The following is a 25,406-nucleotide window of genomic DNA, read 5'->3' as shown; positions in this document are numbered from 1 at the left end:
ATGCGCATCTGGGCAGTCGCCAACCAGAAGGGCGGAGTCGGCAAGACCACCACCACCCTCGCCCTCGGCCGCGGCCTGGCCGCGCTCGGCCACCGCGTGCTGCTGATCGACCTCGATCCGCATGCCTCGCTCAGCCGCGCCTTCGGCGTGCCGGTGGATCCGCCGCCGGCCGGCGTGCTGGAACTGTTCGGCGCACCACCGGCCGACCTGTCCAACCTGTGCCATGCCAGCAGCATCCACGGCCTGGACTACGTCTGCGCGCAGTCGGCACTGGCCACGCTGGAGCGTCGCAGCGCCAACCAGCCCGGCCTCGGACTGGCCCTGCAGAATGCACTGGCGCGCCACCAGGCCCAGCACGACTACATCCTGCTGGACTGCGCGCCGACCCTCGGCCTGCTGATGATCAATGCGCTGGCGGCTGCCGATCGCCTGATCATCCCGACCCAGGCCGAACCGCTGGCCCTGCACGGCCTGGATGGCATGGTCCGCACCGGCGAGATGGTCGAGCGCTCGCGCCGCCGTCCGCTGCCGATCTCGATCCTGCCCACCCTGTTCGACCGCCGTACCCGCGCCGGCAACGAGTCGCTGCGCACCATGCAGGACCGTCATGGTGCGCGCGTATGGGAAGACGCGATTCCGATCGACACCCGCATCAGCAATGCCGCCGGCCTTACCCTGCCCAGCGTCGGTGAGGACTACCCGGGCCGCGGCCTGGCCGCGTATCGCCGCGCCCTGAACTGGATTCTCGGCGAGGACGCACGCGCCCTGGAGCAGGCCGCATGAACAGCACCGGCGTACTGGACGACTACCTGGACGAACTGCTGGGCGAAGCCATTGTCGCCGCGCCACTCGCTGCGCCGCCAGCAAGCGCTGGGCCGAGCGAAGCGGCCACCGAGCGCGAGCCGACCTGGGATGACCTGCCGGCCGAAGTGATCTACGAAACCGAAAGTGCGACCACTGCCCCGTGCACCGACAACGCCGCGCTCGAGGCCGCGTTCGAGGCGGCGGCGACGATCGAGCGCGAGCCGACCTGGGACGACCTGCCGGCTGAAGTGATCTACGAAACCGACACCGTGGCCGCTGCCCCGGCCGCGGACGACGCAGCGCTGGAGGCCGCATTCGAGGCCGCCGCAACGCCGGCCGCCATTGAAGGCGAGCCGACCTGGGATGACCTGCCAGACGAGGTGCTGCACGAGACAGCCCCGGCGCCGGCCACCGCAGGCACCGGCCCGGAACCCACCTGGGACGACCTTCCGGACGAAGTGATCTACGAGACCGATACGGCTGACAGCCATCGCCTCGCCCATACCGACAGCCCGGGCCTGCAGGCGGCATTCGAAGCCGCCGCGGGTGGCGAGGACGTCGCCACGCCGGCGCCGGCCGTGGTTGCGGCGCCGGTACCACCGGCAGCACCGCGGGCAGCCGCTGAACCCACCGCACGCACCGCAGCCGTACCGCCACCGCGGGTCGCCGTGGACGCCCCCGCAGCCAGCCGCCCCAGCAGCTGGCAGGAACTGCAGGCGCAGGCGCACCACCCGGCCAGCAGTCCGCACCCGCAGAACCGCCGCGCCGGCGAGCGCACCTCGCGCTGGCTGCGCCTGCGCTGCGGCACCCAGGCCTATGCGCTGGAGCTGCTGAAGGTGCAGGAAGTGGTGCTGCCGGTGCCGCTGCTGCCGTTGCGCGGCACCGCACCGGCCATGCTCGGCATCATGAACCTGCGCGGCCAGGTGGTGCCGGTGATGGACCTCGGCCTGCACCTCGGTGCCGCTGCCGCCGAGGACGACGCGCAGACCCGCATCGTGGTGCTGGAGGAAGACGGCGAGACCATCGGCCTGCGCGTGTCGGCGGTGGAAGACGTCGCCAACCTCACCGACTCGCAGATCGAGCCACCCGATACCGCGCGCATCTGCCAGATCTCCAACGATCTGTTCCGCGGCGTGGCCCGGGTCAGCCAGCGCCCGATGATCCTGCTCGACGCCACGCAACTGTTGAGCTGAGTCGGCGCATCGCGCCGATTCTTCTAAAGAACCCCGCCGGGGTGCCGTTATGGATCACGGAACCGTTTGTCCGGAGCAACGATGAGCACTGTCGAACTGGGTGAGGATCTCGGCATCGAGAGCAGCACCGAGCTCAAGAACCGCCTCGCCCCGCTGGTGGCGCAGGCCGGCGAGCTGACCCTGGATGCAAGCCAGGTCGCCCGCATCCACACCGCCGCCATACAGGTGCTGTGTGCGTTCGTGCAGGCCCGCCGCGAGGCAGGCCTGGGCACCGGCTTCCACGGTTGCACTGCAACCTTCCGTGACGCCGCGCGCCTGCTGGGCGTCACCCAGGCCCTGGGCCTGGACGCAACCCATGACAACCTGAAATCTGTGGAGAACGCTGCATGAGCGCACGTATCTTGGTGGTGGACGATTCGGCGTCGATGCGCCAGATGGTTTCCTTCGCCCTCACCTCGGCCGGTTTTGCCGTCGAAGAAGCTGAAGACGGCGCGGTCGCGCTCGGTCGCGCCAAGGGCCAGCGCTTCAATGCGGTGGTCACCGACGTCAACATGCCGAACATGGACGGCATCGCGCTGATCCGCGAACTGCGCCAGCTGCCGGACTACAAGTTCACCCCGCTGCTGATGCTGACCACCGAGTCGGCCGCCGACAAGAAGTCCGAAGGCAAGGCCGCCGGTGCCACCGGCTGGCTGGTCAAGCCGTTCAATCCGGAACAGCTGGTCGCCACCGTGCAGAAAGTGCTGGGCTGATCGCCCGGCACCGCTCCCCTTCTTCGCTTCCGGACCACCACTGCCATGAGCATGGACCTGCAACGCTTCCACGCCACCTTCTTCGAGGAGAGCCGCGAAGGCCTCGACGCGATGGAGGCTGGCCTGCTGGCCCTGGAATCGGGGCAGCAGGACGCGGAGATCATCAATTCGGTGTTCCGCGCCGCCCACTCCATCAAGGGCGGCGCCGGCACCTTCGGCTTCGATGCGATCGCCGGCCTGACCCACGTGCTGGAAACGCTGCTCGATGAGCTGCGTGCCGGCAAGCGGGCACTGGAAGGCCACGCCGTCGACGCCATGCTGTCCTCGGTGGACGTGCTGCGCGCCCTGTTGCGCGAAGCCGAACACGGCCAGGCCGCCGATCCCGCGGCCGTCGCCGCGGTGAAGGCACGCCTGGAAGCGGTGCTCTCCGGCCAGGCCGCGCCGAGCGCCCCGGCCGCCGCGGCCGCCAAGGTGGACGACACGCCGGAAGCCTGGCAGATCGGCTTCACCCCGGCACCGTCGCTGTTCATGAGCGGCAACGATCCGCTGCGCATCATCCGCGAACTGGAACACCTCGGGTCGCTGCAGGTCGCCGCGCGCATCGAGCGCCTGCCCGGCTTCGCCCAGCTCGACCCGCTCGAGGCCCACCTGGCGTGGGACCTGGGCCTGGTCGGCAAGGTGCCGCGCAGCAAGATCGAAGACACCTTCGCCTGGGTGCTGGACGACTGCGAACTGGACATCCGTCCGGCGGCGCCGCCGAGCCTGGCCACCCAGGCCCCGTCCGCAACAGCCCCTTCCACACCGGCTCCTGCGGCACCTGCCGCACCCGCGCCCGCGGCCAGCGGCGGCGCACCCCAGGAAGCCGAAACCTCGATCCGGGTCAGCGTCGACAAGGTCGATGCACTGATCAACCTGGTCGGCGAACTGGTCATCACCCAGGCCATGCTCAAGCAGGTCTCGCACGCGCTGGACCCGGTTCTTGCCGAGAGCCTGTTCGCCGGCCTGGACCAGCTTGAGCGCAACACCCGCGACCTGCAGGAAGCGGTGATCGGCGTGCGCATGCTGCCGGTCGACGCGGTGTTCCGCCGCTTCCCGCGCCTGGTCCGCGATCTGTCCAGCCGCCTCGGCAAGCAGGTGCGCCTGCGCACCGTCGGCGAAGGCACCGAGCTGGACAAGGGCCTGATCGAAAAGATCGCCGATCCGCTGGTGCACCTGGTACGCAACTCGATCGACCACGGCCTGGAAATGCCCGACGTGCGTCGCGGTGCGGGCAAGGACGAGACCGGCACGATCACCCTGGCCGCTTCGCACCAGGGCGGCCACATCGTCATCGAAGTCAGTGACGATGGTCGCGGCCTGGACCGCGCCAAGATCCTGGCCAAGGCGCACGAGCGTGGCCTGGCCGTACCGGACAACCCGACCGATTCGCAGGTCTGGGACCTGATCTTCCAGCCCGGCTTCTCCACTGCCGATGCGGTGACCGATCTGTCCGGGCGTGGCGTCGGCATGGACGTGGTCCGCCGCAACATCCAGGCGCTGGGCGGCGAGGTGCAGATTGAAAGCAGCCTCGGCGCCGGTACCCGCACCCTGATCCGCCTGCCGCTGACCCTGGCCATCCTTGATGGCATGACCGTGGCGGTGGCCGGTGAAACCCTGATCCTGCCACTGGCCTATGTGCTGGAAGCCCTGCAGCCGCAGGCCGAGGACATCCGCAGCATGGCCGGCGAAGGCCGCGTGCTGCGCGTGCGTGGCGAGTACCTGCCGATCCTGTCGCTCAGCGAGTACTACGGCTACGGCAACCGTGCGCCGGGCAGCGAATCGCTGGTGGTGGTGGTCGAGGGCGATGGCCAGAAGATCGCGCTGGAAGTGGACGAGCTGGTCGGCCAGCAGCAGGTAGTGGTGAAGAACATCGAGAACAACTACCGCCGCATCGGCGGGGTATCCGGTGCCACCATCCTCGGCGACGGCCGCGTCGCCCTGATCGTCGACATCGGCGGCCTGGTGCGCTCGCTGCGGATGCCGCAGGCCGCCTGATTCCCATTGCAGGCTGTCCAGAACCGCCGCCCTTCGGGGCGGCGGTTTTTGTTTGCGCGCCCCATTCCACCCGGGGTCAGATCCCTTCTGTGAACTCCGTCGGCGCCGTGCTTTCGCATGCAACTACGCCACCCAAGCGAAAGTCCCATCACAGCAGCACTTTCGCACCCGCGCCCCTACGCAACCGAATGTGATCTGCGTCCATAAAGTCCGCGCAGCCCGCGCCGTTATCCCGCAATGACGGCCGTCACCGAACCCCACCGGGCACCTCCGTTTGCTCTGCAACCACCCCCAGCCGCCGCGACTGCGCCGGCACCCTGCCCACCTGGAGCACCCTGCATGAAGTGGTTCCAAGATCTGCCCATCGCCCGCAAGCTGGCCGTGGGGTTCACCCTCACCACGTTGATGACCCTGGTCCTCGGCGCCTTCGCACTGTTGCGCCTCAGCGAGGCCAACACGCAGCTGGGCGAGATGGCCGGCAACGATATTCCGTCGGTCCAGCACCTGGGCGAGGCGCGCTCGCAGCTGGGTGAATTCCGCACCTACGAACTGGCGCTGCTGAGCATGCTCGACCAGCCGGACAAGGTGGCCGACTACAACAAGCGCATGGACGACACCGCCAAGACCGTACGCGGCGAGCTGGCCGCGTACGCGGCGTTGCCGGCGCTGGCCAGGGAGCGCGAGCTCTACCAGACCGCCAACGTGCAGCTGGAGCGCTACTTCGGCGCCAACAAGGCGATGCGCGAAGCCGTAGCTGCAGGTGACGGCGCACTCGCGCAGCAGATCTCCGACGAACAGTCGCGCCCGGCGCGCCGTGAACTGTTCGCGGCGATGAAGGCGCTCGGCACCCACATCGCCGGCCTGATGGACGCCAAGATCGCTGCCGCCAACGCCACCCACCGCACCAGCATGATCGCCATCATCGGCTGCATCGTGCTGCTGTCGCTGGTCGCGGCCGCGCTGGCCACGGTGATCTCGCGCGCCGTCACCGGCCCGCTCGGCAAGGCCGTGCACGCGATCCAGGCCGTCGCCCGCGGCGACCTCAGCGTCAGCACCCAGGCCACCAGCAAGGATGAGGCCGGCAAGATGCTGGCCGCCACCGCCGAGATGACCGCCATGCTGCGCCGCTTCAGCGAGCAGACCCAGCTGATGGCGCAGATGCATGCCGGCCCGGACATCAGCCACCGCATCCCGGAAGACTTCCCGGGTGTCTACGGCCAGCTGGCCGGCGGCATCAACACGGTGATCTTCGAACACCTGGACGCGATCCGCGATGCCATCGACGTACTCAACCAGTACGCCATCGGCAATCTGGCCCCGGATGCGCGCCGCCTGCCCGGCAGCCGCGCGATCCTGCACGAATCGATGGACGCGGCCAAGGCGAGCCTGCTGGCGATCAACACGCAGATCCAGCAGCTGGCCGAGGCCGCCGCCGCCGGTGACTTCAGCCAGCGCGGCGACGCCCAGCGTTTCCAGCACGACTTCAAGCTGATGATCGAGCACCTGAACACCATGATGCAGGTGGCCGACGGCAACCTCGGCCAGCTGTCGCAGCTGCTGCAGTCGATCGCCGCCGGCGACCTGACCGCACGCATGGACGGCCAGTTCAACGGCGTGTTCGCCCGCATGCGCGACGACGCCAACACCACCGTCGCCCAGCTGACCCAGATCGTCGGCCAGATCCAGGCCAGCGCCTCCAGCATCACCCTGGCCGCCGGTGAGATCGCCTCGGGCAACAGTGACCTGTCGCGCCGCACCGAACAGCAGGCCGCCAACCTGGAAGAAACCGCCGCCTCGATGGAGGAGCTGACCTCCACCGTGCGCCAGAACGCCGAACATGCCCGCCAGGCCAACCAGCTCGCCATCGGCGCACATGGCGTCGCCTCGCAGGGTGGCGAAGTGGTCGGCCAGGTCGTCACTACCATGTCCGCCATTGAAGCCTCGTCGAAGAAAATCGCCGAGATCATCAGCGTCATCGACGGCATCGCGTTCCAGACCAACATCCTGGCGCTGAACGCCGCGGTGGAAGCGGCCCGTGCCGGTGAACAGGGCCGTGGCTTCGCCGTGGTCGCCAGCGAAGTGCGTACCCTCGCCCAGCGCTCGGCCGCTGCCGCCAAGGAAATCAAGGGCCTGATCGACGACTCGGTCGGCAAGGTTGCCGAAGGCTCCAGCCTGGTGCACCAGGCCGGCAGCACCATGGGCGAGATCGTCGCCTCGGTGCAGCGCGTGACCGACATCATGGCCGAGATCTCGGCCGCTTCGCAGGAGCAGTCGGCCGGCATCGAGCAGGTCAACCAGACCGTGGTGCAGATGGACGAGACCACCCAGCAGAACGCCGCGCTGGTGGAAGAAGCCACCGCCGCCGCCCGCGCGATGGAAGACCAAGCCGTGCAGCTGGGGGAAGCCGTGGCCCGCTTCCGGCTGGCATCGCAGGCGACCCCGGGCACCGCGCCGCGCCTGGCCACCGCACCGCTGCCGCGCCAGGTAGCGGCCGCCGCTCCCGCCCACAGGCCGACACCCGCACGTGCGCTGCGCGGCTCGAGCGCCCAGCCGGCACTGGCCGCCGACGGCGACTGGCAGGAGTTCTGACCCCACGCGGAAAGCATCCACGCATGGCGTGGATCTACCTGCGTGGCACATTGGGGTCAGGTTCCTTTCCTCCGGGAAAGGGATCTGACCCCTCACGCATGGAAAGTGATGTAATTCTCACTTCATAATCCGATGCAGAGGCCGATATCCCCATCGAGCCTCGCGCCAACGCGTGCTGGCGCCCGCCCCTGACCGTAGATTCCATGTCCGACGGCAACGACACTGCAGTGCATGATGTCCACGCGGCCGATGCCGCCGACGAACGTTTCCTGGTCCGCAACCCGCGCCAGCTGCGCCAGTTGCTGCGCTCGCTGATCGACCAGCGATCACTGATCAATGCGCATATCGACGGCCGAGACCGCTCGTTCCCGACGGCGCTGCTTGATCTTGATGAGGACGAAGACTACCTGCTGCTCGATGGCAGCCCGCAGGAAGCGTCCAACCGCGCCGCCGAGCAGGCCGACCACCTGCTGTGCTTCGCCCAGCTTGAACGGGTGCTGGTGCGGTTCCGTCTGCATGAACTGCAGCGCGTGGACAACGAAGGCCACGTTGCGTTCCGTGCGCCCTTGCCCGACGAGCTGGTGCACCTGCAGCGACGCGAGCTGTACCGGCTGGAGACGCCGGTTACCGACTCGCCGCAGCTGCTGCTGCCGCCCGGCGAAGCCCGCGCCGAAGCGTTGTCGATGCGGGTGGTGGACATCAGCGGCGGCGGCCTGGCCGTGGTCGTGCCCAACGACTGCGCGGTGTTCGGCCTGCAGAAGCGCTATCCGGCGCAGCTGTCACTGCCTGATGGCCCGGACCTGGATATCGAACTGGTGGTCTGCAACCTGCTGCCGCAGCGCCAGCCCAACGGCATCGAGGTCAAGCGCGTGGGCATGCGCTTCGACACCCTGCCGCGCGGGGCCGACAGCGCCATCCAGCGCTACATCTTCCGTATCGACCGCCAGCGCAAGGCCCGCCGCAACGGCGAGATGTAGTCACGTGGTAGTGCCGGCCGCTGGCCGGCAACCTCGCGACAATGCGGGTACGGCCATTGCCGGCCAGCGGCCGGCACTACCGCTCCCCGGTAGATCCACGCCATGCGTGGATGCCCAGGGCGCCACAGCTAAAGTCCCCCACGGCGGGGCCGATATCGAGCCTGACACCGGGACTTCCGGCAGAACCAGGACCCCTCGATGAACGACAAGACCAGCTCCGCCGCCAGCGCCGGTGGCGAATTCCTCAGCTTCACCCTCGGTGCCGAGCACTACGGCGTGGACATCCTCAAGGTGCAGGAAATCCGCGGCTATGACGCGGTCACCCGCGTGCCGGATGCGCCGGACTACATCAAGGGCGTGATCAACCTGCGCGGCACCATCGTCCCGGTCATCGACCTGCGCCTGAAGCTGCGCCTGGACAACGCCCGCTACGACGCCTTCACGGTGATGATCGTGCTGAACGTGGAAGACCGCGTGGTCGGCATCGTGGTGGACAGCGTCTCGGACGTGATCCCGCTGTCGGCCGAGCAGATCCGCCCGACCCCGGAGTTCGGCGCCGCCGTCGATACCCGCTTCATCTCCGGCATCGGCACCCACGATGACCGCATGCTGATCCTGCTGGACATCGAGACCCTGCTCGACAGCGCCGACATGGGCCAGGCCGCCGTTGCCGAAGACGCCGCCGCCTGATCCAGCGGACCTGCTTCACGTTCTGGTCACACAACCCTTCAGTTCCCCCTGGCGGTGCCGATAGGGGGACAGAAGCCGGTCGCGCAGGAGCGCGCAGAACCGGAACGACCATCACCATCCCCGGAGATACACCTCGATGAAGTCCCTGCTTGCGTTCGTCTCGGCCGCTGTCCTGGCCACCACCGCCTCCTCCGCGTTCGCCCAGTCGGCCGACATGATCCCGCCGGAACTGGCACCGCGTTCGGTCGGCAAGGACGGCATGGTCTGTGGCAAGGTCGAAAAGGCCCGCTACGCAGAAGGTTCCGAAGGCCAGCCGACCTTCCTGTACATGGGCGGCGCCTTCCCGCGCCACACCTTCTCGGCCCGCATCGCCGGCGAGAACCGCGGCAAGTTCTCCTTCCCGCTGGAAACCCTGGAAGGCAAGACCGTGTGCGTGATCGGCAAGATCCAGCGCGACGCCTCGCGTGCGGAAATCGAAGTCAGCTCGCCGGCTGGCCTGAAGCTGGCCAACATCAAGTAATCCGCTGTCCGTCGAACCACGCCGGAGCTCGTGCCGGCGTGGTTTCTGCTGCAACCGGGCCCGATGCCCGGGCGCGTCTGCCTTAGGAGCTCGCAACGCCCATGCCGTGGATCAACAACCTGAAACTGATGCCGAAGCTGCTGCTGACCTTCGGCGTCCTCCTGCTGGTGATGCTGCTGCAGGGCATCGTCGCCTATCGCGGCCTGCATTCGCTGAACAACGTCACCACCGAGTTGGCCGGTTCGCGCATGGAAAGCATCCGCATGGCCGGCGAGATGCGCGGCATGCTGGGCGAGTACCGCAACGCCGCCTACCAGCAGCTGATCCGCGCCAGCGATGACGTCAAGTCCGACGCGCGCAAGCAGGCCGTCGAGCTGCGCGGGAACATGGACAAGTCGATCAAGGGCTACCCGGCGCTGGTCGACAATGCGCAGCAGAAGAAGCTGTTCGACACCTTCGCCAAGGAATGGAAGGACGCCCTGGCCTCCTATGACAGCGTCACCGAGATGCTGGAACTGGACCTGCCGGACGACGCCATCGATACCTTCGTCGGCGAGACCCGCACCAAGCACCGCAAGGCCGCTTCGGCGCTGGAAGCACTGATCGCCGAAGACAACCGCCTCGCCCGCGCCTCGCGCGAAGAGGCCGAATCCACCTACGCCGCCTCGTCCGTGCTGACCGTGATCGCCCTGCTGGGCGGCGCCGCACTCGGCCTGGTGCTGGTCTGGCTGTTCGCCCGCGCCCTGGTCGGCAGCGTGCGTGGCGCCGTCTCGGTGGCCAACGACGTGGCCGGCGGCAAGCTCGATGGCCACATCGATGTCAGCCGCCAGGACGAAGTGGGCGAACTGATGCAGGCCATGCAGCGCATGCAGCGGGACCTGCGTGAGCGCATCGAAACCGACCAGGCCGTCGCACGCGAGAACCTGCGCATCCGCACCGCGCTGGACTACAGCTCGACCGGCGTGTACCTGACCGACACCAGCAACACCATCGTCTACAGCAACCGCGCGCTGCAGCAGACCCTGAGCCAGTACCAGGATGAAGTGCGCCGCGACCTGCCGGACTTCGACGCCCAGGCCTCGCTGATCGGCAAGCCGGTTACCGTGCTGGAACACCGTGGCGAGATGGACCAGACCCTGCTCGGCAACCTGAAGGCGCACGGCGTCGCCCGTCGCCCGATGCAGTACGGCGATGCCCAGTTTGCGCAGGTGGTCTCGACCATCCGCAATGAAGGCGGCGACACCGTCGGCTACGTGGTGGAATGGCGTGACCGCACCCAGGAAGCGCTGGTCGAGGCCGAAGTGGCCCGCGTGATCGCCCAGGCCGCCGCCGGCGACCTGTCCGGCCGCATCGACGCCAGCGACAAGGAAGGCTTCTTCCTGCAGCTGGCCCAGCAGATCAACGGCCTGCTTGACGCCAACGCCGGCAGCATCGAACAGATCTCCGGCCTGCTCGCCGCGCTGTCGCAGGGTGACCTGACGGTGCGCATGCACGGCGACTACCAGGGCGTGTTCGCCCGCATGCGCGACGATGCCAACGCAACCGCCGCACAGCTGAGCGAAATCGTCACCCGCATCAAGCAGTCCAGCCGCGCGATCAATTCGGCCGCCGGCGAAATCGCCTCGGGCAACAGCGACCTGTCGCGCCGTACCGAACAGCAGGCCGCCAACCTGGAAGAAACCGCCGCCTCGATGGAGGAACTGACCTCCACCGTGCGCCAGAACGCCGAACATGCCCGCCAGGCCAACCAGCTCGCCATCGGCGCGCATGGCGTCGCCTCGCAGGGTGGCGAAGTGGTCGGCCAAGTGGTCACCACCATGTCCGCCATCCAGGCCTCGTCGAAGAAGATCGCCGAGATCATCAGCGTCATCGACGGCATCGCCTTCCAGACCAACATCCTGGCGCTGAACGCCGCGGTGGAAGCGGCCCGTGCCGGTGAGCAGGGCCGTGGCTTCGCCGTGGTCGCCAGCGAAGTGCGTACCCTTGCCCAGCGCTCGGCCGCTGCCGCCAAGGAAATCAAGGGTCTGATCGATGATTCAGTCGGCAAGGTCAACGACGGCTCGGCGCTGGTGCACAAGGCCGGCGCCACCATGGGCGAGATCGTCGCCTCGGTGCAGCGCGTGACCGACATCATGGCCGAGATCTCCGCCGCCTCGCAGGAACAGTCGGCCGGCATCGAGCAGGTCAACCAGACCGTGGTGCAGATGGACGAAACCACCCAGCAGAACGCCGCGCTGGTGGAAGAAGCCACCGCCGCCGCCCGCGCCATGGAAGAACAGGCCGGCCACCTCAGCGAAGCCGTGTCGATCTTCGTGGTCGACGAAGCCGAGGCAGTGACCGCCCCGCGCGTCGCCACCCCGGCACCGCGCGCCGCCGCCCCGGCAGCTCCGGCTGCGGTGGCACCGCCGGCCCGCCGCACGGCGGGAGGTCGCCCGATGGCCACCGAACTGGCCGACGGAGACTGGCAGGAGTTCTGATGCCACGCCTGGAGGGCCGGTCGCAACACCGGCCCTCCTTTCCGACGCAGCCGTCACTGCGGCTGACGGAGCCTGTAACTCTTGTGCAGCAGGCCATCAGGGCTGCCCGCATTGACGATGGCGGCGCGCACCCACACCAGCTTTTCCTTCAATCGCCGGATGTGACCCCGACGCACGTGGGTGCGCGGCCCCGCCGCACCCCCGCCCGGCCCCGTGCCGTCTGACGCGGCCGTGGCGCCATCCACCTCGAACACCCGGTAGCTGAAGAACGGCTGCTTGCCTCTGCGCATCCGCCGCTTATTCAGCGCCACCGAGGCCGGCCGCTCCACCGACGCGACATTGGCGCAGTTGAGCACGCAGCAGGTCTGCAACAGCATGGCGACCTCGTCGCGACAGTCCTGCACGATCTGCGCCTTCACCGCCGCACTGCCCTGCTGCTCCACCGCCCAGGCGTGCCATTCCGGCAGCAGCGCGAACGGCGCAACCCGGAACTGCTGCAAGGGTTTTCCGGACGCCATCGCTTCCACCGGGGCATTGACCAGGCGCGTGGGCAGGCTGGCCTCCTCTGGCCGGTACAGGCTCAACGGATTCTGGTGCGGCAGGAACACGCCTCCCAGCGGCACTTTCCACGCGGCCGCATCGGCCTGCCAGTAGATCGGGATCACCACCACGCCACCGGCCGGTTCATCCAGGAAGCACTCCGTGGCCGGAAAGGCCGCGGCGACTTCGCGGTTCATGTTCAGGCACAGCGCGATGCGCCGAGGCGCCGCATGGCCCGCCCCTTTGTGTCCCGGCAACCCGTCAGGCAGGATCCACGCCGCTTCCAGCGCCATCACCTCGAACGGCGGGCGCGCCATGTCCACGTGCACCTGGCGCAGCTCACGCAGATCGATCATCTCCGCGCAATTGGGCAGCAGGAACTTCACGCTGCGGTGCAGGTAGCTGGCGATGGCTTCATGGGCCTGGCGGATGCCCGGCATGCTGCCCTTGATCCGGGGAATCAGCACGTTCATTTCTTCCAGTGCATGCGCTGCATAGTTCAATAATTCGTTGTGACCTTCCATCGCCGTACAGATGTGCTCCATTCCTTTCCGCCCGTCCGGCGGTGCGATCGAAGTCTAGGAATGGCATCAGTACAATCAACAAATTGTCCTAGATACACTCGGCGCACGGATGGCACGCTCACGGTTCAAGCAGGTAGTCGATGGCCTCGTATCGGACATCCAGAGCGGGAACCTGCGCCCTGGAACCCGCCTGCCCACCCACCGCGAGCTCGCCCGCCGCCATGATCTGGCGCTTGCCACCGCCAGCCGCGTCTATGCCGAGCTGGCCCGGATGGGCCTGGTCATCGGTGAGATCGGTCGCGGCACCTATGTGCGCGAGGCGTTCGGCGCACAGGGCATGGCCTGCGACATGCTGGCCGGTCTCGGCAGCGGCATCGATCTCAACGCCAACATGCCCACCGCGTTCGGCCAGGACACGCAGCTTCGCCGGGCCCTGCGCCACCTCTCGCAGCAGGGCGACCTGGAAGCACTGCTTCTGTACCAGCCGCCCCTGGGTCGGCCCCAGGAGCGCCAGCTCGTGGCCGACTACCTGGTGCAGCGCGGGGTACCTACCGATGCCGGACGCGTGGCCCTGGTCCAGGGCGCCCAGCACGGATTGACCGTCGCCCTGCTGGGCGCACTGTGCCCGGGCGATGCCATCGCCGTGGACGCCTTGACCTACCCTGGATTCAGGCAGATCGCGGCGATGCTGCGGATGGAGATGATCCCGGTGCCGGTCGGCCGGGAAGGCACCGACCTGCAGGCACTGCGTACGCTGTGCAGCCAGCGCCGGGTCAAGGCCGTGTACTGCATGCCGACCATGCACAACCCGCTGGGCTTCGTCCTGACGCTGCAACAGCGCCAGGAGCTGGCCGCGATCGCCCGCCAGCATGGGCTGCTGGTGCTTGAAGACGCAGCCTATGCCTATCTGGCCGCGCCCGCCGTGGTACCCGTGGCGGCGCTGGCACCGGAACGCACCGTGTACATCGGCGGCCTGTCCAAGAACCTCGCCACCGGCCTGCGTTTCGGCTACATCAGTGCGCCGCCGGCGATGATGGGTGCGATCGAGCGCGCCATCCGCGCCACCACGGTCAACTCGCCGGCACTGGTGACGGCGCTGGTGCGCCGCTGGCTGATGGATGGAACCGTCGACCGCATGGAACGCCACCGCCGCGCCGACGCCCGGCACCGGCAGGCACTGGCAAGGCGCCTGCTGGAAGGTGTGGCGCTGGTCGGCCACCCCGGTTCCTACCTGCTGTGGCTGCCACTGGAAGGGCGCGACCGCGCCGAGGCGATCTGCCAGGACCTGCATGAGCAGGGCATCGTGCTTTCGACCGCCGCGCCGTTCGCGGTCGGAACCCACGTTCCCAACGCGCTGCGCATCGCGCTGGGAACGGTCGATCCGTCCACCCTGGAACGCGCCCTGGCGCAGGTACGCTTGCGCCTGGACCAGCTGGCTGGCTGAACGGCCGCGGCCCATCTTCCGCGCGCGGCTCAACCCTGGGCCCGCGCGGCCGATAACGGGGTTGTCACCGCATGTCCCGCCGTGACCGGCTCGGCGCCGCCCGCCCGTTTCGACCTGGTCCTGCTCGATGAATCTCCTGCATCGCTGGCAACACTACTTCAGCAACCTCTCCGTCCGGCGCAAGCTCAATCTGCTGACGCTGCTCATCGCGCTCGGCGTGATCGCGCTCTCGGTGATCGCTGCCCGCATGCAGTACCTGGACCTCACCGAGACCCGCAAGACCGCGCTGAAGACCCAGGTCGAACTGAGCTACGGCATCCTCCAGCACTACCACCGCCTGGCCGGTACCGGCGAGCTCAGCGAAGAGGCCGCCAAGGGCGCCGCGCTGCAGGCGCTGGAATCGATGCGCGCCGAGAACGATACGTACTACTTCAACATCTACGACACCGGCTACCGCCTGCTGATGCACCCGTTCCGCAAGGACCTGGTCGGCAAGGACATGAAGGACTTCCGCACCGACGATGGTGTACGCATCTACTACGACCAGGTCGAAGCGGCCAAGGCCGGTGGCGGCTTCGTCAACTACCGCTGGGCCAAGCCCGGCAGCAAGGGCGACGTCGGGAAGGTGGCCTACGCCGGCCTGTTCGCGCCCTGGAACTGGGTGGTCAGCAGCGGCGTCTACATGGACGACGTGCAGAAGCAGGCACTGGTGTTCACCGCCATCATAGCAGTCTCCGGCGGCGTGCTGGTGCTGATCGTGCTGGCCCTGAGCTGGGTCATCGGCAACCGCATCGCGCGTCCGCTGAAGCAGGCCACCGCCGTCGCCGAAGGCATTGCCAGCGGCAAGCTGGACAGCCACATCGGCCCGCAGCCGCACGACGAACCCGGCCGCCTGCTGCACGCCATGTCGGGCATGCAGCAGCAGCTGCACGCGGTGATCGGCGGCCAGCGCGAAATGGCGCGGCGCCACGATGCCGGCGAGCTGAGCTACCGCATCGACGCCAGCGCCTTCCCCGGCGAGTACGGGCTGATGGTGCAGGAGACCAACGCCCTGGTCGGCGGCCATGTGCAGACCCTGCACGACGTGCTTGACGTGGTCCAGCAGTATGCGATCGGCGACCTCAGCCGCGACATCGCGCGCTATCCGGGCGAGAAGGCCACCATGACCGCCACCGTCGATACGGTGAAAACCAATCTCGGCCGCATCAATGCCGAGATCAAGCAGCTGGCCAGCGCCGCCGCCGCAGGCGATTTCAGCCGCCGTGGCGACGCACAGCGCTTCGATCACGATTTCCGCCTGATGCTGGAAAACCTCAATGCGATGATGGCGGTCAGCGATGACAACCTCGGCAAGCTGTCGCAGCTGCTGTCGGCCATCGCCGAGGGCGACCTGACCGCACGCATGCACGGCGACTACCAGGGCGTGTTCGCGCGCATGCGCGACGACGCCAACACCACCGTCGCGCAGCTGACCCAGATCGTCGGCCAGATCCAGGCCAGCGCCTCCAGCATCACCCTCGCCGCCGGCGAGATCGCTTCGGGCAACGGCGACCTGTCGCGCCGTACCGAGCAGCAGGCCGCCAACCTGGAAGAGACCGCCGCCTCGATGGAGGAACTCACCTCCACCGTGCGCCAGAACGCCGAACATGCCCGCCAGGCCAACCAGCTGGCCATCGGCGCGCAGGGCGTCGCCTCGCAGGGTGGCGAGGTGGTCGGCCAGGTGGTCACCACCATGTCGGCCATCGAAGCCTCATCGAAGAAGATCGCCGAGATCATCAGCGTCATCGACGGCATCGCGTTCCAGACCAACATCCTGGCGCTGAACGCCGCGGTGGAAGCGGCGCGTGCCGGTGAACAGGGCCGTGGCTTCGCCGTGGTCGCCAGTGAAGTGCGTACCCTCGCCCAGCGCTCGGCCGCCGCCGCCAAGGAAATCAAGGGCCTGATCGACGATTCGGTCGGCAAGGTCGCCGAGGGCTCCAGCCTGGTGCACCAGGCCGGCAGCACCATGGGCGAGATCGTCGCCTCGGTGCAGCGCGTGACCGACATCATGGCCGAGATCTCGGCCGCCTCGCAGGAGCAGTCGGCCGGCATCGAGCAGGTCAACCAGACCGTGGTGCAGATGGACGAGACCACCCAGCAGAACGCCGCACTGGTGGAAGAAGCCACCGCCGCCGCCCGCGCCATGGAAGACCAGGCCGGCCAGCTGGCCGACGCGGTGGCGATCTTCCGCCTCGACAACCAGGTCTCGGCCGCGATGAAGGCGGTGGCCGCCCACGTCGAGCCGGCCCGCGTCACCGCCAGCGCGCCGCGCCCGCAGGCGGCGCCTGCGCCGGCAGCGGTCCGCCGCAGCAGCAACGCCAGCACCTTCGTCGCCAGCGACAGCGACTGGCAGGAATTCTGAGACCCACCCGCGGCGGCTTCGGCCGCCGCCCCCGCCGATGGACACGTCCCCCGTGCAAAGTCCTACTCCCATCGTCACCGGCCCCCGCGAATTCGAGTTCGCCGACCGTGATTTCCGCCGCGTCTGCGACCTGATCTACCAGCGCGTGGGCATTGCCCTCGCGCCGGCAAAGCGCGACATGGTCTATGGCCGCCTGTCGCGCCGCCTGCGCACGCTCGGCATGCGCAGCTTCCAGCAGTACCTGGATCATCTGGAACAGGAGGATGGCGATGAGTGGCAGGCGTTCACCAATGCGCTGACCACCAACCTGACCTCGTTCTTCCGCGAGCCGCACCACTTCGACAAGCTGCGCGAGGAGTTGCAGCAGCGCAACGGCCGCACGCCGCTGTTGCTGTGGTCGTGCGCCGCGTCCACCGGCGAAGAGCCCTACTCGATGGCGATCACCGCCTGCGAAGCATTCGGCACGCTGAAGCCGCCGGTACGCATCGTCGCCACCGACGTCGACACCCAGGTACTGGCCACTGCAGGCCGCGGCGTCTACAACATCGATCGTGTCGCCAACCTCGATCCGGACCTGCGCCGCCGCTACTTCCAGCGCGGCAGCGGCCCCAACGAGGGCCAGTGCCGCGTGCTGCCGGCGCTGCGCGACCTGATCGAGTTCCGCCCGCTGAACCTGCTGGCCCCGCGCTACGACGTCGGCGGCCCGTTCGACGCCCTGTTCTGCCGCAACGTGATGATCTACTTCGACAAGCCCACCCAGCGCGCCATCCTCGGCCGCCTGGTGCAGCACCTGGCCGACGACGGCCTGCTGTACACCGGCCACTCGGAGAACTACCTGCACGCGGCCGACCTCATCCAGCCCTGCGGGCGCACCCTGTACCGCCGTGCGGCAAAGGCCGGCGCATGAATGCCTCGCTGCGTACCGACGATGTGATGCGCTACCAGGACGCACGCTTCAAGACCATCGCCGCCAAGCTGTTGCCCACCCAGTACCTGGTGGTCGATGACACCACCGCGCTGACCACCACGCTCGGCTCCTGCGTGGCGGCCTGCCTGCGCGACCCGGTACTGAAGATCGGTGGCATGAACCACTTCCTGCTGCCCGAAGGCAACGCCGGCGACGGCGCGCCCGCGCGCTACGGCAGCTACGCGATGGAACTGCTGATCAACGACATGCTCAAGCGCGGCGCGCACCGCAAGCGCATCGAAGCCAAGGTGTTCGGCGGCGCCAACGTGCTCAAGGGCTTCACCAGCAACCCGGTCGGCACCCGCAACGCCGAGTTCGTGCGCCAGTACCTGCAGGCCGAGCACATCCCGATCATCGCCGAGGACCTGTGCGGCATCCATCCGCGCAAGATCTGGTTCTTCGCCGATACCGGCCGCGTGGTGGTGCAGCGCCTGCCGCACGCCCATGAAGCCGAAGTGGCCGCGACCGAATCGGCGGTGCGTGCACGCCTGTCCAAGGCCCCGGTCACCGGTGGCGTGGAGCTGTTCGAATGACCCTGACCGGCAACGCCCCCTGCCGGGTCCTGATCGTCGACGACTCCGCCGTCGTGCGGCAGATGCTCACCGAGATCCTGTCCAGCGATCCGGCCATCGACGTGGTCGGCACCGCCGCCGATCCGCTGCTGGCGCGCGAGAAGATCAAGCGCCTGGCCCCGGACGTGATCACCCTGGACGTGGAAATGCCACGCATGGACGGGCTGGCGTTCCTGGAAAACCTGATGCGCCTGCATCCACTGCCGGTGGTGATGATCTCCTCGCTGACCGAGCGCGGCGCCGACACTACCCTGCAGGCACTGTCACTGGGCGCAGTCGATTTCGTCTCCAAGCCCAAGCTCGATGTGGCCCGTGGGCTGCAGGGCTATGCCGACGAGATCATCGCCAAGGTGAAGATGGCGGCACGCTCGCGGGTGCGCCCGCTGGTGCGCGCTGCCACGCCAAAGCTCACGCTTGAGGCCGCCCCGGCGATGCGCCCGGCCGCGCCGCAGTTCCGTACCACCGACCGCCTGATCGCGATCGGCTCATCCGCCGGTGGCACCGAAGCCCTGCGCGTGGTGCTGGAAGGCCTGCCCGCCGACGCGCCGGCCGTGGTGATGACCCAGCACCTGCCGGCCAGTTTCAGCACGGCGTTCGCCGAGCGCCTGGACCGGCACTCGGCGATGGCCGTGCGCGAAGCCAGCGACGGCGAAGCGGTGCTGCCCGGGCATGCCTACCTGCCCCCGGGCGGCAAGCACCTGCGCATCATCCGTGACGGTGCGCGCTGGCGTTGCCGGGTCGACGACGGCCCGGCGGTGAACCGGCACAAGCCGGCGGTGGACGTGCTGTTCCGATCGGTGGCGCAGAGCGCCGGTGGCAACGCCATCGGTGCCATCCTCACCGGCATGGGCGACGATGGTGCACGCGGCCTGCTGGAAATGCGCCAGGCCGGCGCACCGACGCTGGTGCAGGACGAGGCCAGCAGCGTGGTCTGGGGCATGCCCGGCGCCGCGTTCAAGCTGGGCGCCGCCGAAGAACAGGTCCCTCTCGAGCGGATTGCCGAGCGGTTGCTGGCCTTGGCGCGCGGCTGAGCCCACGCGCAACACACCTTATCCCGAACGGCCGGCCAAGGGGACCCGGCCGTTCTTCATCGCGTTTCCCCAAGGAGCTCCACTGTGGCACTACGCCTGAACTGCCTGCCTGCCGCCATCGCGTTGGGCCTGATGCTGTCTCCGCCGGCATCGGCGGAAGACCCCGCTGCCGTCCCGGTACACGACGCTGCCCTTGCCACCGACGCAGACCGCACCCAAGCGGTCGACGGCGCGGCTGCTCCGCCCTCTCCCGATGACTGGAGCACCCGCATCCAGGTGGTACAGGGCGCGCCTGCCAGTCTGCCTGGACACCGCGATGTCGATCTGAAACTGCGCCTGGTCTCGCGCGGCGACACCGGCAAAGTGGTCACGCTCAAGCTTGTCCAGTTGGCGGCCGCCGCCAAGGCCGGCGGTGGCCGTGTCGATGGCTTCTCGAAGAAGAACCTGCGGGGCACCGTCATCGAATCAGTGTCCAGCCCGGCCGTCGACGAAATCCCCACACTGCTGCGCCGCCATCTGGCCGAGTACTTCATCGCACATCCGGATGCGCTTCCCGAGCACGCGCAGATCGTCAGCGCAAACGCCGGCCTGTGGTCGCTCACCTACCAGTCGCTGTCGGGCAACGCGGTTCCGTACGATCTGCAGCATGAGGCCACCCTCACCATTGCACAGTCGTCCCCCAGCAGCCCGCCCTGGCTGAGCATCACCTGCAGCGATCCCATACAGACGGCGCCGCTGGAAGACTGGCAGGCAGATGACTACGCGCAGGTCAGGACCGCGGCACGCCAGTTCGCGCAGCGCTGCGTTGACCGGCTCGTGGAACAGCTGCCCACCGTGTTCCCTTCGCCAAGCGTCCAGCTGGCCGCTGCGATCAGTGCCGCCTCGCTCGATCCAGTGCCAACCCAGGACGAGGCCGCAACGGCCACAGACGCCGGCCATCCGGCACCGGTACTGTCCACGGACTGGATGAAGGCGGTCCACATCGACCATGGCACCGGCACCGATGCCAAGGGCAAGCGTTCCGGTGACGCAGACCTGCGACTGGTGACCCGATCGGACATGGGCGTGGCCACGCTGGCCAAGATGAACATCTTCGCCCTGGCCGTGGTCGGTGCACGCAAGGCGCGTGGCTTCTCCAAGGACACCCTGCGCGGCGACACCGTCGAAGGCGTGTCCAGCCCCGCAGTGGAGCGGGTGCCGGCACTGCTGCAGCAGCGTCTTTCCGAGTACTTCAATGCCTATCCCGACGCGGTTCCCAGCGCCCCCGTGACCGTGCGGGCCGACCCGCACGAGTGGGCGCTGGTCTATGGGCAGCTCAGTGGCTCGCAGATCCCCTACGAGCTCAAGCACCGCACCACGATCGAGGTGCTGCCGGCCTCGGGCGCATCGGCCATGACCGTTGACTGCACCGATGGCACGCAGTCCGCTGCGCTGCCACAGTGGCAGGCGGATGACTATGCCGAAGTGAGGAGCGTGTCCGACGAGCTGGCCGAGCAGTGCGTGGCGCGATTCGTCGCGCGTCTGCCAGAAGCGTTTCCGTCTGCGATGCGCGCCGCCGCGCCTGCCAGCGCCATTGCTGCTGCCCTGCCCGCCGGCAATCGCTCCCGCATCCGCATCTTCGGTGCCAACGGCCGCAGTATCACCATGCATATCGGTGGCCAATGCCGTGGCGACGCGCGAAGGAAAGTCGTGGTCGCGCGCAGCAACAGCGCAGCCGTAGGCAGCCTGGTGGGCGGCAGCCCGCAGAACATTTCCATCGGAATGCCGGAAACCGACACCGTGCGTGCGATGAAAAGCGTCCTGTTCTCTAACCCGAACTTCCAGGAGTATTCGGTGGAGGCCGGCAAGCCGTTGATCTTCGACGCACAGTTCCAGAACGTCGCCCACCTCCGCTGCGGAGCAGCACCGGACTCGCTGTCGATCCAGTTCGTGCCGAAGGCGGGTCAGGACTACGAAGTGATGATGCGGCTCGAGAACGAGATGTGCGTGCTCGAGAGCAAGCAGGTGGCTGCCGATGGCAGCCTGCGCGTCAACCTCGTGCACGCCCCCAAGGCGTGTGCCGCGCAGTAAAGCGTCGGCACCGCGGCAGGACCAACGCCGTTGCCAGGCAGTGCCGGGCAACGGCATCACCAACGCGTGATCACAGCTTGAACGACACCGGCACGCGGATCTCTCCCGGCACGGGTACGCCATCCTCGCTGGCCGGCAGGTAGCGCCACTTGCGTGTCGCCGCCTGCGCCGCCTCATCCAGTTCCGGCCATCCAGTGCTCTGCAGCACGGTCGCGCCGGCCCACTGCCCATCGGCAGCCACCTGCACCATCAGGATCGCTTCACCCTCTTTTTCATCACGGAATGCCTGCGACGGATAACGCGGCGGATTGCTGTGCTTGGTCTCCATCACGATCGACGCCGGCACGTGCGCTGGCCGATCGGGCTCGACAACAGCTCGATGCACCGCCTGCTGCGCCATCGCGGCAGGGGCCATCATCAGCGTGGCCAGCACCACCGCACTGCCAGCCCAGTGACCGCAGCACGTGCGACTCCCCTTCAATCGATCCTGCAACATCCGTGTACTCCAACAAGCGGGGCGGCAAGTCTAACGCTGCACGCACAAAAACCCCCGGCTCTCACCGGGGGTTCTTCGTTTCAACGGGGTGCCGGCCAGTGCCCGGCACTACCGCATCAGGCAGCGACCGTCTTGGCCACGTCCTGGTATTCCTCGATCTGGTCGAAGTTCATGTAACGGTAGATCTCCGCGCCGCTGGCGGCAATCACGCCCACATCGGCCATGTACTCTTCCTTGGTCGGGATGCGGCCCAGACGCGAGCAGATCGCGCGCGCAGAGCTCTCCCAAGTAACCAGCGGCCGCCCTCAGATTGCAAGAGACATCTGGACCACTTCAGATTGGGCAGCCCGACGCCACAACCAAGCATCAAACTCTCTCCTCGGCAGCGAAAGCAGATCAGCTGCAAAGCAGAAGCTTTTCTTTAAGTAATCATACTCTTCGTTCACCAGACCGGCGGCTCGAGCAAAAGAACGGACATGCCGATCTACAGCTATTGATTCGATACCTACTAGACACCCCATATAGTCTACAGTCTTAGGACCCACGCCATTGAGGCTCTGCATCTCCACACCGAAAAGCGGCAACATCAGCCTTTGCCTCAAGTCAAAGACACTGTCCACGCCCTGCATATCGAGAAACTCTACCAATCGGATAAACCGTTGAATTTTCTCCATGTGACTCCAGCCCAAGAACTCCCCTGCTCGGCCAGAATTCAGTATCGGAACAAGAGCCGAGACAGTACTCGCCTCCGGATGGTTCCGCAGGATCGCCTCAATCCTAGGACGAACTACATTTGAGTAGTTCAATCCTGCCTGCAAGATGGAGTCAGCCAAGACTGCACCCATATGCAAACACACGCCTCGAGGCTCAGAGTCGCTAACAAGAACGCCCTGATTCAGCGCATGATCTGCGATAGCTCGAGCAGCCAAGAGTGTATTGATAGCGCCTTGATTCATATCGCTCTTAAAGCCTCGAGCGCATCAAGTCGCTCAACGCAGTTGGGACATGCGCCGCATGGAAACGCAGAAGAGGCCTGACACGAATACGTCCTGCCGATTGGCACGCCCAAGCTGCTTGCTAGGACCGCCACGTCCGACTTAGAGAGGAATCTGTATGGGGAGTGAAACCTAACAGGCCCAATACTCTCAGAGAGTCGATCAATTCCATTCATAAATTCAGAAGTGCAGTCTATTTCTTTGGCGTGGTTACTGTTAATAAATCCAGTGTATACATCCAGCACACCAATCGTTTGGGCCCGAGCGGCAGCAACCGCAAAGAATAGCATTGTTCTATACGGTATGTACAAATCATCATCCTGAACCTCTTCAGTCCAGAGATCCGCTTCCGCTATTAATCGAGAGCGCGAGCCCCTATAGATATCACTAATATCGATTCGCTCTGGAGCCCTCACGCCCTCAGGTAGCACCTCATTAACCTTACTCCATTCAACCTCCGCACAATGCTGCCCATAATCAAAGAAAATGGGAATCACTTCGCACCCTTTTGATACGAGCTGATAGGCCACAGTGGTCGAGTCTAGCCCGCCAGATGAAAGTAAGATTGCGCGACTCATGGCTTCCGCCTAAGCATAGAGAGTGCCGAATAGAGTGCATTCAGGGAAACATCTAGACTGGAGGAATAGGAATAGCTTCCCGCCACGACCATTGTATTCTCATTCTCACCGCGAGGGTCGTAGATTATAACCGGCTTTCCGAGCTCAATCCCCATCCCAACCTCCACCAAAGTGCCGGGATCACGATCAATTGGAATTGCAAAAATGACATCGCACTCCTTTAGAAGCTCGCAATCCTTATGATACGCATGTATCAACTCAAACTCTCCAGCCGGGCGAGTGAGCTCACCATTCTCGACAATGGGACGCCGCACAGAGAAATTGTGATACTCCATCGACTGAATCGCCAGGCCAATCTCTGGATTATTCAAGTACGAAAAATCTGGCGCCGCCAAGTAAATCGCATAGCGCCTTCTGTCATGCCAAGGCAGAGACACGCCACCAAGACCCTGAACAACGCTGACATCAAGGGAAAGCTGTCGTTGAACCCCAACTCTTATGTCATCTGGGAAAGTCGATCCAGAGTACTCGGTCGCAGCCTGAGCGCCTCTCCATGCAGCGCAACTCCATCCATGTGACTGATGGCCTACCATGACGGCAGTGTAGACGTCGCCGACGCCAACCGAATTTACAGTTCTACCCAAGACTGCTGGAATTTCCTCACCGATAACACCCGAACCGTCGAACAACCTACTCCCCCCTCGGTTCTCCTTTAGAAGCACCGCCTCCGGATCCAGCTCAAATAGCTTTGAAAGCAGCTTATCAACATCCTCCGAGCCAACATCCATAAAGAGCGGCGATGACGTTGATATTGCGAGCAATCCGATTCTACCTCTGAGAACAGAAAGATCTCCTAGATCGCGAACGTCATAGGCTATGTCGAGGGACACATTTGAACTTTCTGAGAGCATCTCCGCCACAAGGTGAAGATCAAACTTGCCCGGGAAAACAACGACACGTTCATAAGCGCTCAAATCCACGGGATTCATGGACACGCACTTAGAATCCCGCATTAGATCTTCGTAACCCTGATGCCCCACCTCTTGCGGGTCCCCAATTAGCACCACATTAGGAGACCCTTTGACCTCCGCCAACCAAATGAACTCCTTGCAGGCGTACTCCAAAAGGAACGAGCGCGCCTGATCGACCAAATAGGATGGGCATACAGCAGCTACCGAATAATCAATGCCTGCAGCCCATAGCCCCCTAGCAGCGTGAGCAACACCCCCTAACCGAAGCTTACTTCCTCCACCCCCCTGCGAATGAGTGTAATCAACATACAACTCCCCCACTACCAGAACGGACTTTTCCCCCATGACTAAACCGCCACAAAATCGGCAGCCACCAAGGGAAAAGGAGATGTAGAACTAGCGGTTACAACCCCCTCATAAGAAAATCCGTCATCAAGGCATGCGGCCAAGTAATTTAATCGCGTAGGAATAGCGCCAACGTTAACGCCGTTAGAATCTTTCGCAAAAAGCCTTGCCGCTCCAATAGTAATTGTTAGCGTTGTACCGACAGGCGGGACAGCCTTGAAATTCGAAAAATAGTCGCAGTTTCCGACATCATCCAGAACCACACTAAACGCCTGAGCACACCTATCAATTCCACTCCCGCCGCCGGAAATACCCCCACCACTGCCAGCAGGAACCTGCGCCGCAGGAGTGCCGGGATAATCAGAAAAACGACCTGAACCTGAGCTTCCCATCTCAACTCTCCCTATAGGTCTTTGCCCAATTTCCACTCTCGCAC

At 66.0% G+C, this 25,406-nt stretch carries 22 protein-coding genes; 16 read left to right on the top strand and 6 right to left on the bottom strand.

Annotated elements, in window-relative coordinates; translation table 11 throughout:
* From K5L94_RS10940 to K5L94_RS10895, 10 genes are all read left to right on the top strand, one after another.
* The gene (locus K5L94_RS10940; RefSeq protein WP_053449666.1) at window positions 1-783 is read left to right on the top strand and encodes a ParA family protein; all 783 of its coding nucleotides are present in this window, start codon (window positions 1-3) and stop codon (window positions 781-783) included.
* Window positions 780-1,997, top strand: coding sequence for a chemotaxis protein CheW (locus K5L94_RS10935; RefSeq protein ID WP_274512594.1), 1,218 nt, complete (start codon window positions 780-782; stop codon window positions 1,995-1,997). Before K5L94_RS10940 ends, K5L94_RS10935 begins: the two co-directional genes overlap by 4 nt.
* Before the next feature lie 81 nt (window positions 1,998-2,078).
* On the top strand, window positions 2,079-2,387 hold the full coding sequence (locus K5L94_RS10930; protein ID WP_040007804.1) for an STAS domain-containing protein: 309 nt from the start codon (window positions 2,079-2,081) through the stop codon (window positions 2,385-2,387).
* On the top strand, window positions 2,384-2,749 hold the full coding sequence (locus K5L94_RS10925) for a response regulator (RefSeq protein WP_005409521.1): 366 nt from the start codon (window positions 2,384-2,386) through the stop codon (window positions 2,747-2,749). The genes K5L94_RS10930 and K5L94_RS10925 overlap by 4 nt, the downstream gene beginning before the upstream one ends.
* A gap of 45 nt (window positions 2,750-2,794) precedes the next feature.
* Window positions 2,795-4,783, top strand: a complete 1,989-nt coding sequence (locus K5L94_RS10920; RefSeq protein ID WP_180878085.1) for a chemotaxis protein CheA — start codon at window positions 2,795-2,797, stop codon at window positions 4,781-4,783.
* 339 nt (window positions 4,784-5,122) lie between these two features.
* Entirely contained in the window at window positions 5,123-7,372 is a 2,250-nt protein-coding gene (locus K5L94_RS10915) for a methyl-accepting chemotaxis protein (protein ID WP_274512593.1), read from the top strand.
* 203 nt (window positions 7,373-7,575) lie between these two features.
* Window positions 7,576-8,349, top strand: a complete 774-nt coding sequence (locus K5L94_RS10910) for a flagellar brake protein (protein ID WP_274512592.1) — start codon at window positions 7,576-7,578, stop codon at window positions 8,347-8,349.
* A gap of 198 nt (window positions 8,350-8,547) precedes the next feature.
* The gene (locus tag K5L94_RS10905; protein ID WP_006442860.1) at window positions 8,548-9,039 is read left to right on the top strand and encodes a chemotaxis protein CheW; all 492 of its coding nucleotides are present in this window, start codon (window positions 8,548-8,550) and stop codon (window positions 9,037-9,039) included.
* Between the two features lie 136 nt (window positions 9,040-9,175).
* On the top strand, window positions 9,176-9,559 hold the full coding sequence (locus tag K5L94_RS10900; RefSeq protein WP_006442858.1) for a hypothetical protein: 384 nt from the start codon (window positions 9,176-9,178) through the stop codon (window positions 9,557-9,559).
* A gap of 101 nt (window positions 9,560-9,660) precedes the next feature.
* Window positions 9,661-12,036 (top strand): methyl-accepting chemotaxis protein, encoded by a 2,376-nt coding sequence (locus K5L94_RS10895; protein WP_274512591.1) that lies wholly within the window; start codon window positions 9,661-9,663, stop codon window positions 12,034-12,036.
* A gap of 53 nt (window positions 12,037-12,089) precedes the next feature.
* Here the strand turns inward: K5L94_RS10895 and K5L94_RS10890 are convergent, their stop codons facing one another.
* Window positions 12,090-13,121 carry a hypothetical protein gene (locus tag K5L94_RS10890; RefSeq protein WP_197586663.1) on the bottom strand — a complete coding sequence of 344 codons (1,032 nt, stop codon included), beginning with the start codon at window positions 13,119-13,121 and terminating at the stop codon, window positions 12,090-12,092.
* An 88-nt stretch (window positions 13,122-13,209) separates the two neighbouring features.
* Here K5L94_RS10890 and K5L94_RS10885 point away from each other — a divergent pair, with 88 nt between their 5' ends.
* The 6 genes from K5L94_RS10885 (at window position 13,210) to K5L94_RS10860 (ending at window position 21,585) form a co-directional block, all read left to right on the top strand.
* Window positions 13,210-14,544, top strand: a complete 1,335-nt coding sequence (locus K5L94_RS10885; protein WP_274512590.1) for an aminotransferase-like domain-containing protein — start codon at window positions 13,210-13,212, stop codon at window positions 14,542-14,544.
* A gap of 127 nt (window positions 14,545-14,671) precedes the next feature.
* Complete coding sequence (locus tag K5L94_RS10880; protein WP_274512589.1) at window positions 14,672-16,945, top strand: methyl-accepting chemotaxis protein; 2,274 nt, start codon at window positions 14,672-14,674, stop codon at window positions 16,943-16,945.
* A gap of 37 nt (window positions 16,946-16,982) precedes the next feature.
* The gene (locus tag K5L94_RS10875) at window positions 16,983-17,852 is read left to right on the top strand and encodes a CheR family methyltransferase (RefSeq protein ID WP_040007811.1); all 870 of its coding nucleotides are present in this window, start codon (window positions 16,983-16,985) and stop codon (window positions 17,850-17,852) included.
* Window positions 17,849-18,445 (top strand): chemoreceptor glutamine deamidase CheD, encoded by a 597-nt coding sequence (cheD, locus tag K5L94_RS10870; RefSeq protein ID WP_008264676.1) that lies wholly within the window; start codon window positions 17,849-17,851, stop codon window positions 18,443-18,445. The genes K5L94_RS10875 and cheD overlap by 4 nt, the downstream gene beginning before the upstream one ends.
* Window positions 18,442-19,515, top strand: coding sequence for a protein-glutamate methylesterase/protein-glutamine glutaminase (locus K5L94_RS10865; RefSeq protein ID WP_008268640.1), 1,074 nt, complete (start codon window positions 18,442-18,444; stop codon window positions 19,513-19,515). Before cheD ends, K5L94_RS10865 begins: the two co-directional genes overlap by 4 nt.
* Before the next feature lie 84 nt (window positions 19,516-19,599).
* Window positions 19,600-21,585 carry a hypothetical protein gene (locus tag K5L94_RS10860; RefSeq protein ID WP_274512588.1) on the top strand — a complete coding sequence of 662 codons (1,986 nt, stop codon included), beginning with the start codon at window positions 19,600-19,602 and terminating at the stop codon, window positions 21,583-21,585.
* A 70-nt stretch (window positions 21,586-21,655) separates the two neighbouring features.
* Here K5L94_RS10860 and K5L94_RS10855 read toward each other — a convergent pair whose 3' ends face one another.
* From K5L94_RS10855 to K5L94_RS10840, 5 genes are all read right to left on the bottom strand, one after another.
* Complete coding sequence (locus K5L94_RS10855) at window positions 21,656-22,081, bottom strand: energy transducer TonB (protein ID WP_180878090.1); 426 nt, start codon at window positions 22,079-22,081, stop codon at window positions 21,656-21,658.
* Between the two features lie 305 nt (window positions 22,082-22,386).
* Window positions 22,387-22,755, bottom strand: coding sequence for an HhH-GDP family DNA glycosylase (locus tag K5L94_RS10850; RefSeq protein WP_274512587.1), 369 nt, complete (start codon window positions 22,753-22,755; stop codon window positions 22,387-22,389).
* 278 nt (window positions 22,756-23,033) lie between these two features.
* Window positions 23,034-23,654: a 7-cyano-7-deazaguanine synthase gene (locus K5L94_RS21975; protein ID WP_425507582.1), complete on the bottom strand. Its 621-nt coding sequence runs from the start codon at window positions 23,652-23,654 to the stop codon at window positions 23,034-23,036.
* Window positions 23,651-24,643: a nucleoside 2-deoxyribosyltransferase gene (locus K5L94_RS10845; RefSeq protein ID WP_274512627.1), complete on the bottom strand. Its 993-nt coding sequence runs from the start codon at window positions 24,641-24,643 to the stop codon at window positions 23,651-23,653. Before K5L94_RS10845 ends, K5L94_RS21975 begins: the two co-directional genes overlap by 4 nt.
* Window positions 24,644-24,972: 329 nt before the next feature.
* Complete coding sequence (locus tag K5L94_RS10840) at window positions 24,973-25,362, bottom strand: hypothetical protein (protein WP_274512586.1); 390 nt, start codon at window positions 25,360-25,362, stop codon at window positions 24,973-24,975.
* Between the last annotated feature and the right edge of the window lie 44 nt (window positions 25,363-25,406).

The sequence above is a fragment of the Stenotrophomonas forensis genome, from assembly GCF_028752115.1.
GTDB lineage: Bacteria > Pseudomonadota > Gammaproteobacteria > Xanthomonadales > Xanthomonadaceae > Stenotrophomonas > Stenotrophomonas forensis.
The sequence above is the reverse complement of the archived record's forward strand: the minus strand, read 5'-3'. Positions and strand labels throughout refer to the sequence as shown.

What these genes read in the sequence shown, in the direction of transcription:
- K5L94_RS10940 (WP_053449666.1), top strand. Translation starts at nt 1, where the DNA reads ATGCGCATCTGGGCAGTCGCCAACCAGAAGGGCGGAGTCGGCAAGACC.
- K5L94_RS10935 (WP_274512594.1), top strand. Translation starts at nt 780, where the DNA reads ATGAACAGCACCGGCGTACTGGACGACTACCTGGACGAACTGCTGGGC.
- K5L94_RS10930 (WP_040007804.1), top strand. Translation starts at nt 2,079, where the DNA reads ATGAGCACTGTCGAACTGGGTGAGGATCTCGGCATCGAGAGCAGCACC.
- K5L94_RS10925 (WP_005409521.1), top strand. Translation starts at nt 2,384, where the DNA reads ATGAGCGCACGTATCTTGGTGGTGGACGATTCGGCGTCGATGCGCCAG.
- K5L94_RS10920 (WP_180878085.1), top strand. Translation starts at nt 2,795, where the DNA reads ATGAGCATGGACCTGCAACGCTTCCACGCCACCTTCTTCGAGGAGAGC.
- K5L94_RS10915 (WP_274512593.1), top strand. Translation starts at nt 5,123, where the DNA reads ATGAAGTGGTTCCAAGATCTGCCCATCGCCCGCAAGCTGGCCGTGGGG.
- K5L94_RS10910 (WP_274512592.1), top strand. Translation starts at nt 7,576, where the DNA reads ATGTCCGACGGCAACGACACTGCAGTGCATGATGTCCACGCGGCCGAT.
- K5L94_RS10905 (WP_006442860.1), top strand. Translation starts at nt 8,548, where the DNA reads ATGAACGACAAGACCAGCTCCGCCGCCAGCGCCGGTGGCGAATTCCTC.
- K5L94_RS10900 (WP_006442858.1), top strand. Translation starts at nt 9,176, where the DNA reads ATGAAGTCCCTGCTTGCGTTCGTCTCGGCCGCTGTCCTGGCCACCACC.
- K5L94_RS10895 (WP_274512591.1), top strand. Translation starts at nt 9,661, where the DNA reads ATGCCGTGGATCAACAACCTGAAACTGATGCCGAAGCTGCTGCTGACC.
- K5L94_RS10890 (WP_197586663.1), bottom strand. Translation starts at nt 13,121, where the DNA reads ATGGAGCACATCTGTACGGCGATGGAAGGTCACAACGAATTATTGAAC.
- K5L94_RS10885 (WP_274512590.1), top strand. Translation starts at nt 13,210, where the DNA reads ATGGCACGCTCACGGTTCAAGCAGGTAGTCGATGGCCTCGTATCGGAC.
- K5L94_RS10880 (WP_274512589.1), top strand. Translation starts at nt 14,672, where the DNA reads ATGAATCTCCTGCATCGCTGGCAACACTACTTCAGCAACCTCTCCGTC.
- K5L94_RS10875 (WP_040007811.1), top strand. Translation starts at nt 16,983, where the DNA reads ATGGACACGTCCCCCGTGCAAAGTCCTACTCCCATCGTCACCGGCCCC.
- cheD (WP_008264676.1), top strand. Translation starts at nt 17,849, where the DNA reads ATGAATGCCTCGCTGCGTACCGACGATGTGATGCGCTACCAGGACGCA.
- K5L94_RS10865 (WP_008268640.1), top strand. Translation starts at nt 18,442, where the DNA reads ATGACCCTGACCGGCAACGCCCCCTGCCGGGTCCTGATCGTCGACGAC.
- K5L94_RS10855 (WP_180878090.1), bottom strand. Translation starts at nt 22,081, where the DNA reads ATGTTGCAGGATCGATTGAAGGGGAGTCGCACGTGCTGCGGTCACTGG.
- K5L94_RS10850 (WP_274512587.1), bottom strand. Translation starts at nt 22,755, where the DNA reads ATGGAGAAAATTCAACGGTTTATCCGATTGGTAGAGTTTCTCGATATG.
- K5L94_RS21975 (WP_425507582.1), bottom strand. Translation starts at nt 23,654, where the DNA reads ATGAGTCGCGCAATCTTACTTTCATCTGGCGGGCTAGACTCGACCACT.
- K5L94_RS10845 (WP_274512627.1), bottom strand. Translation starts at nt 24,643, where the DNA reads ATGAATCCCGTGGATTTGAGCGCTTATGAACGTGTCGTTGTTTTCCCG.
- K5L94_RS10840 (WP_274512586.1), bottom strand. Translation starts at nt 25,362, where the DNA reads ATGGGAAGCTCAGGTTCAGGTCGTTTTTCTGATTATCCCGGCACTCCT.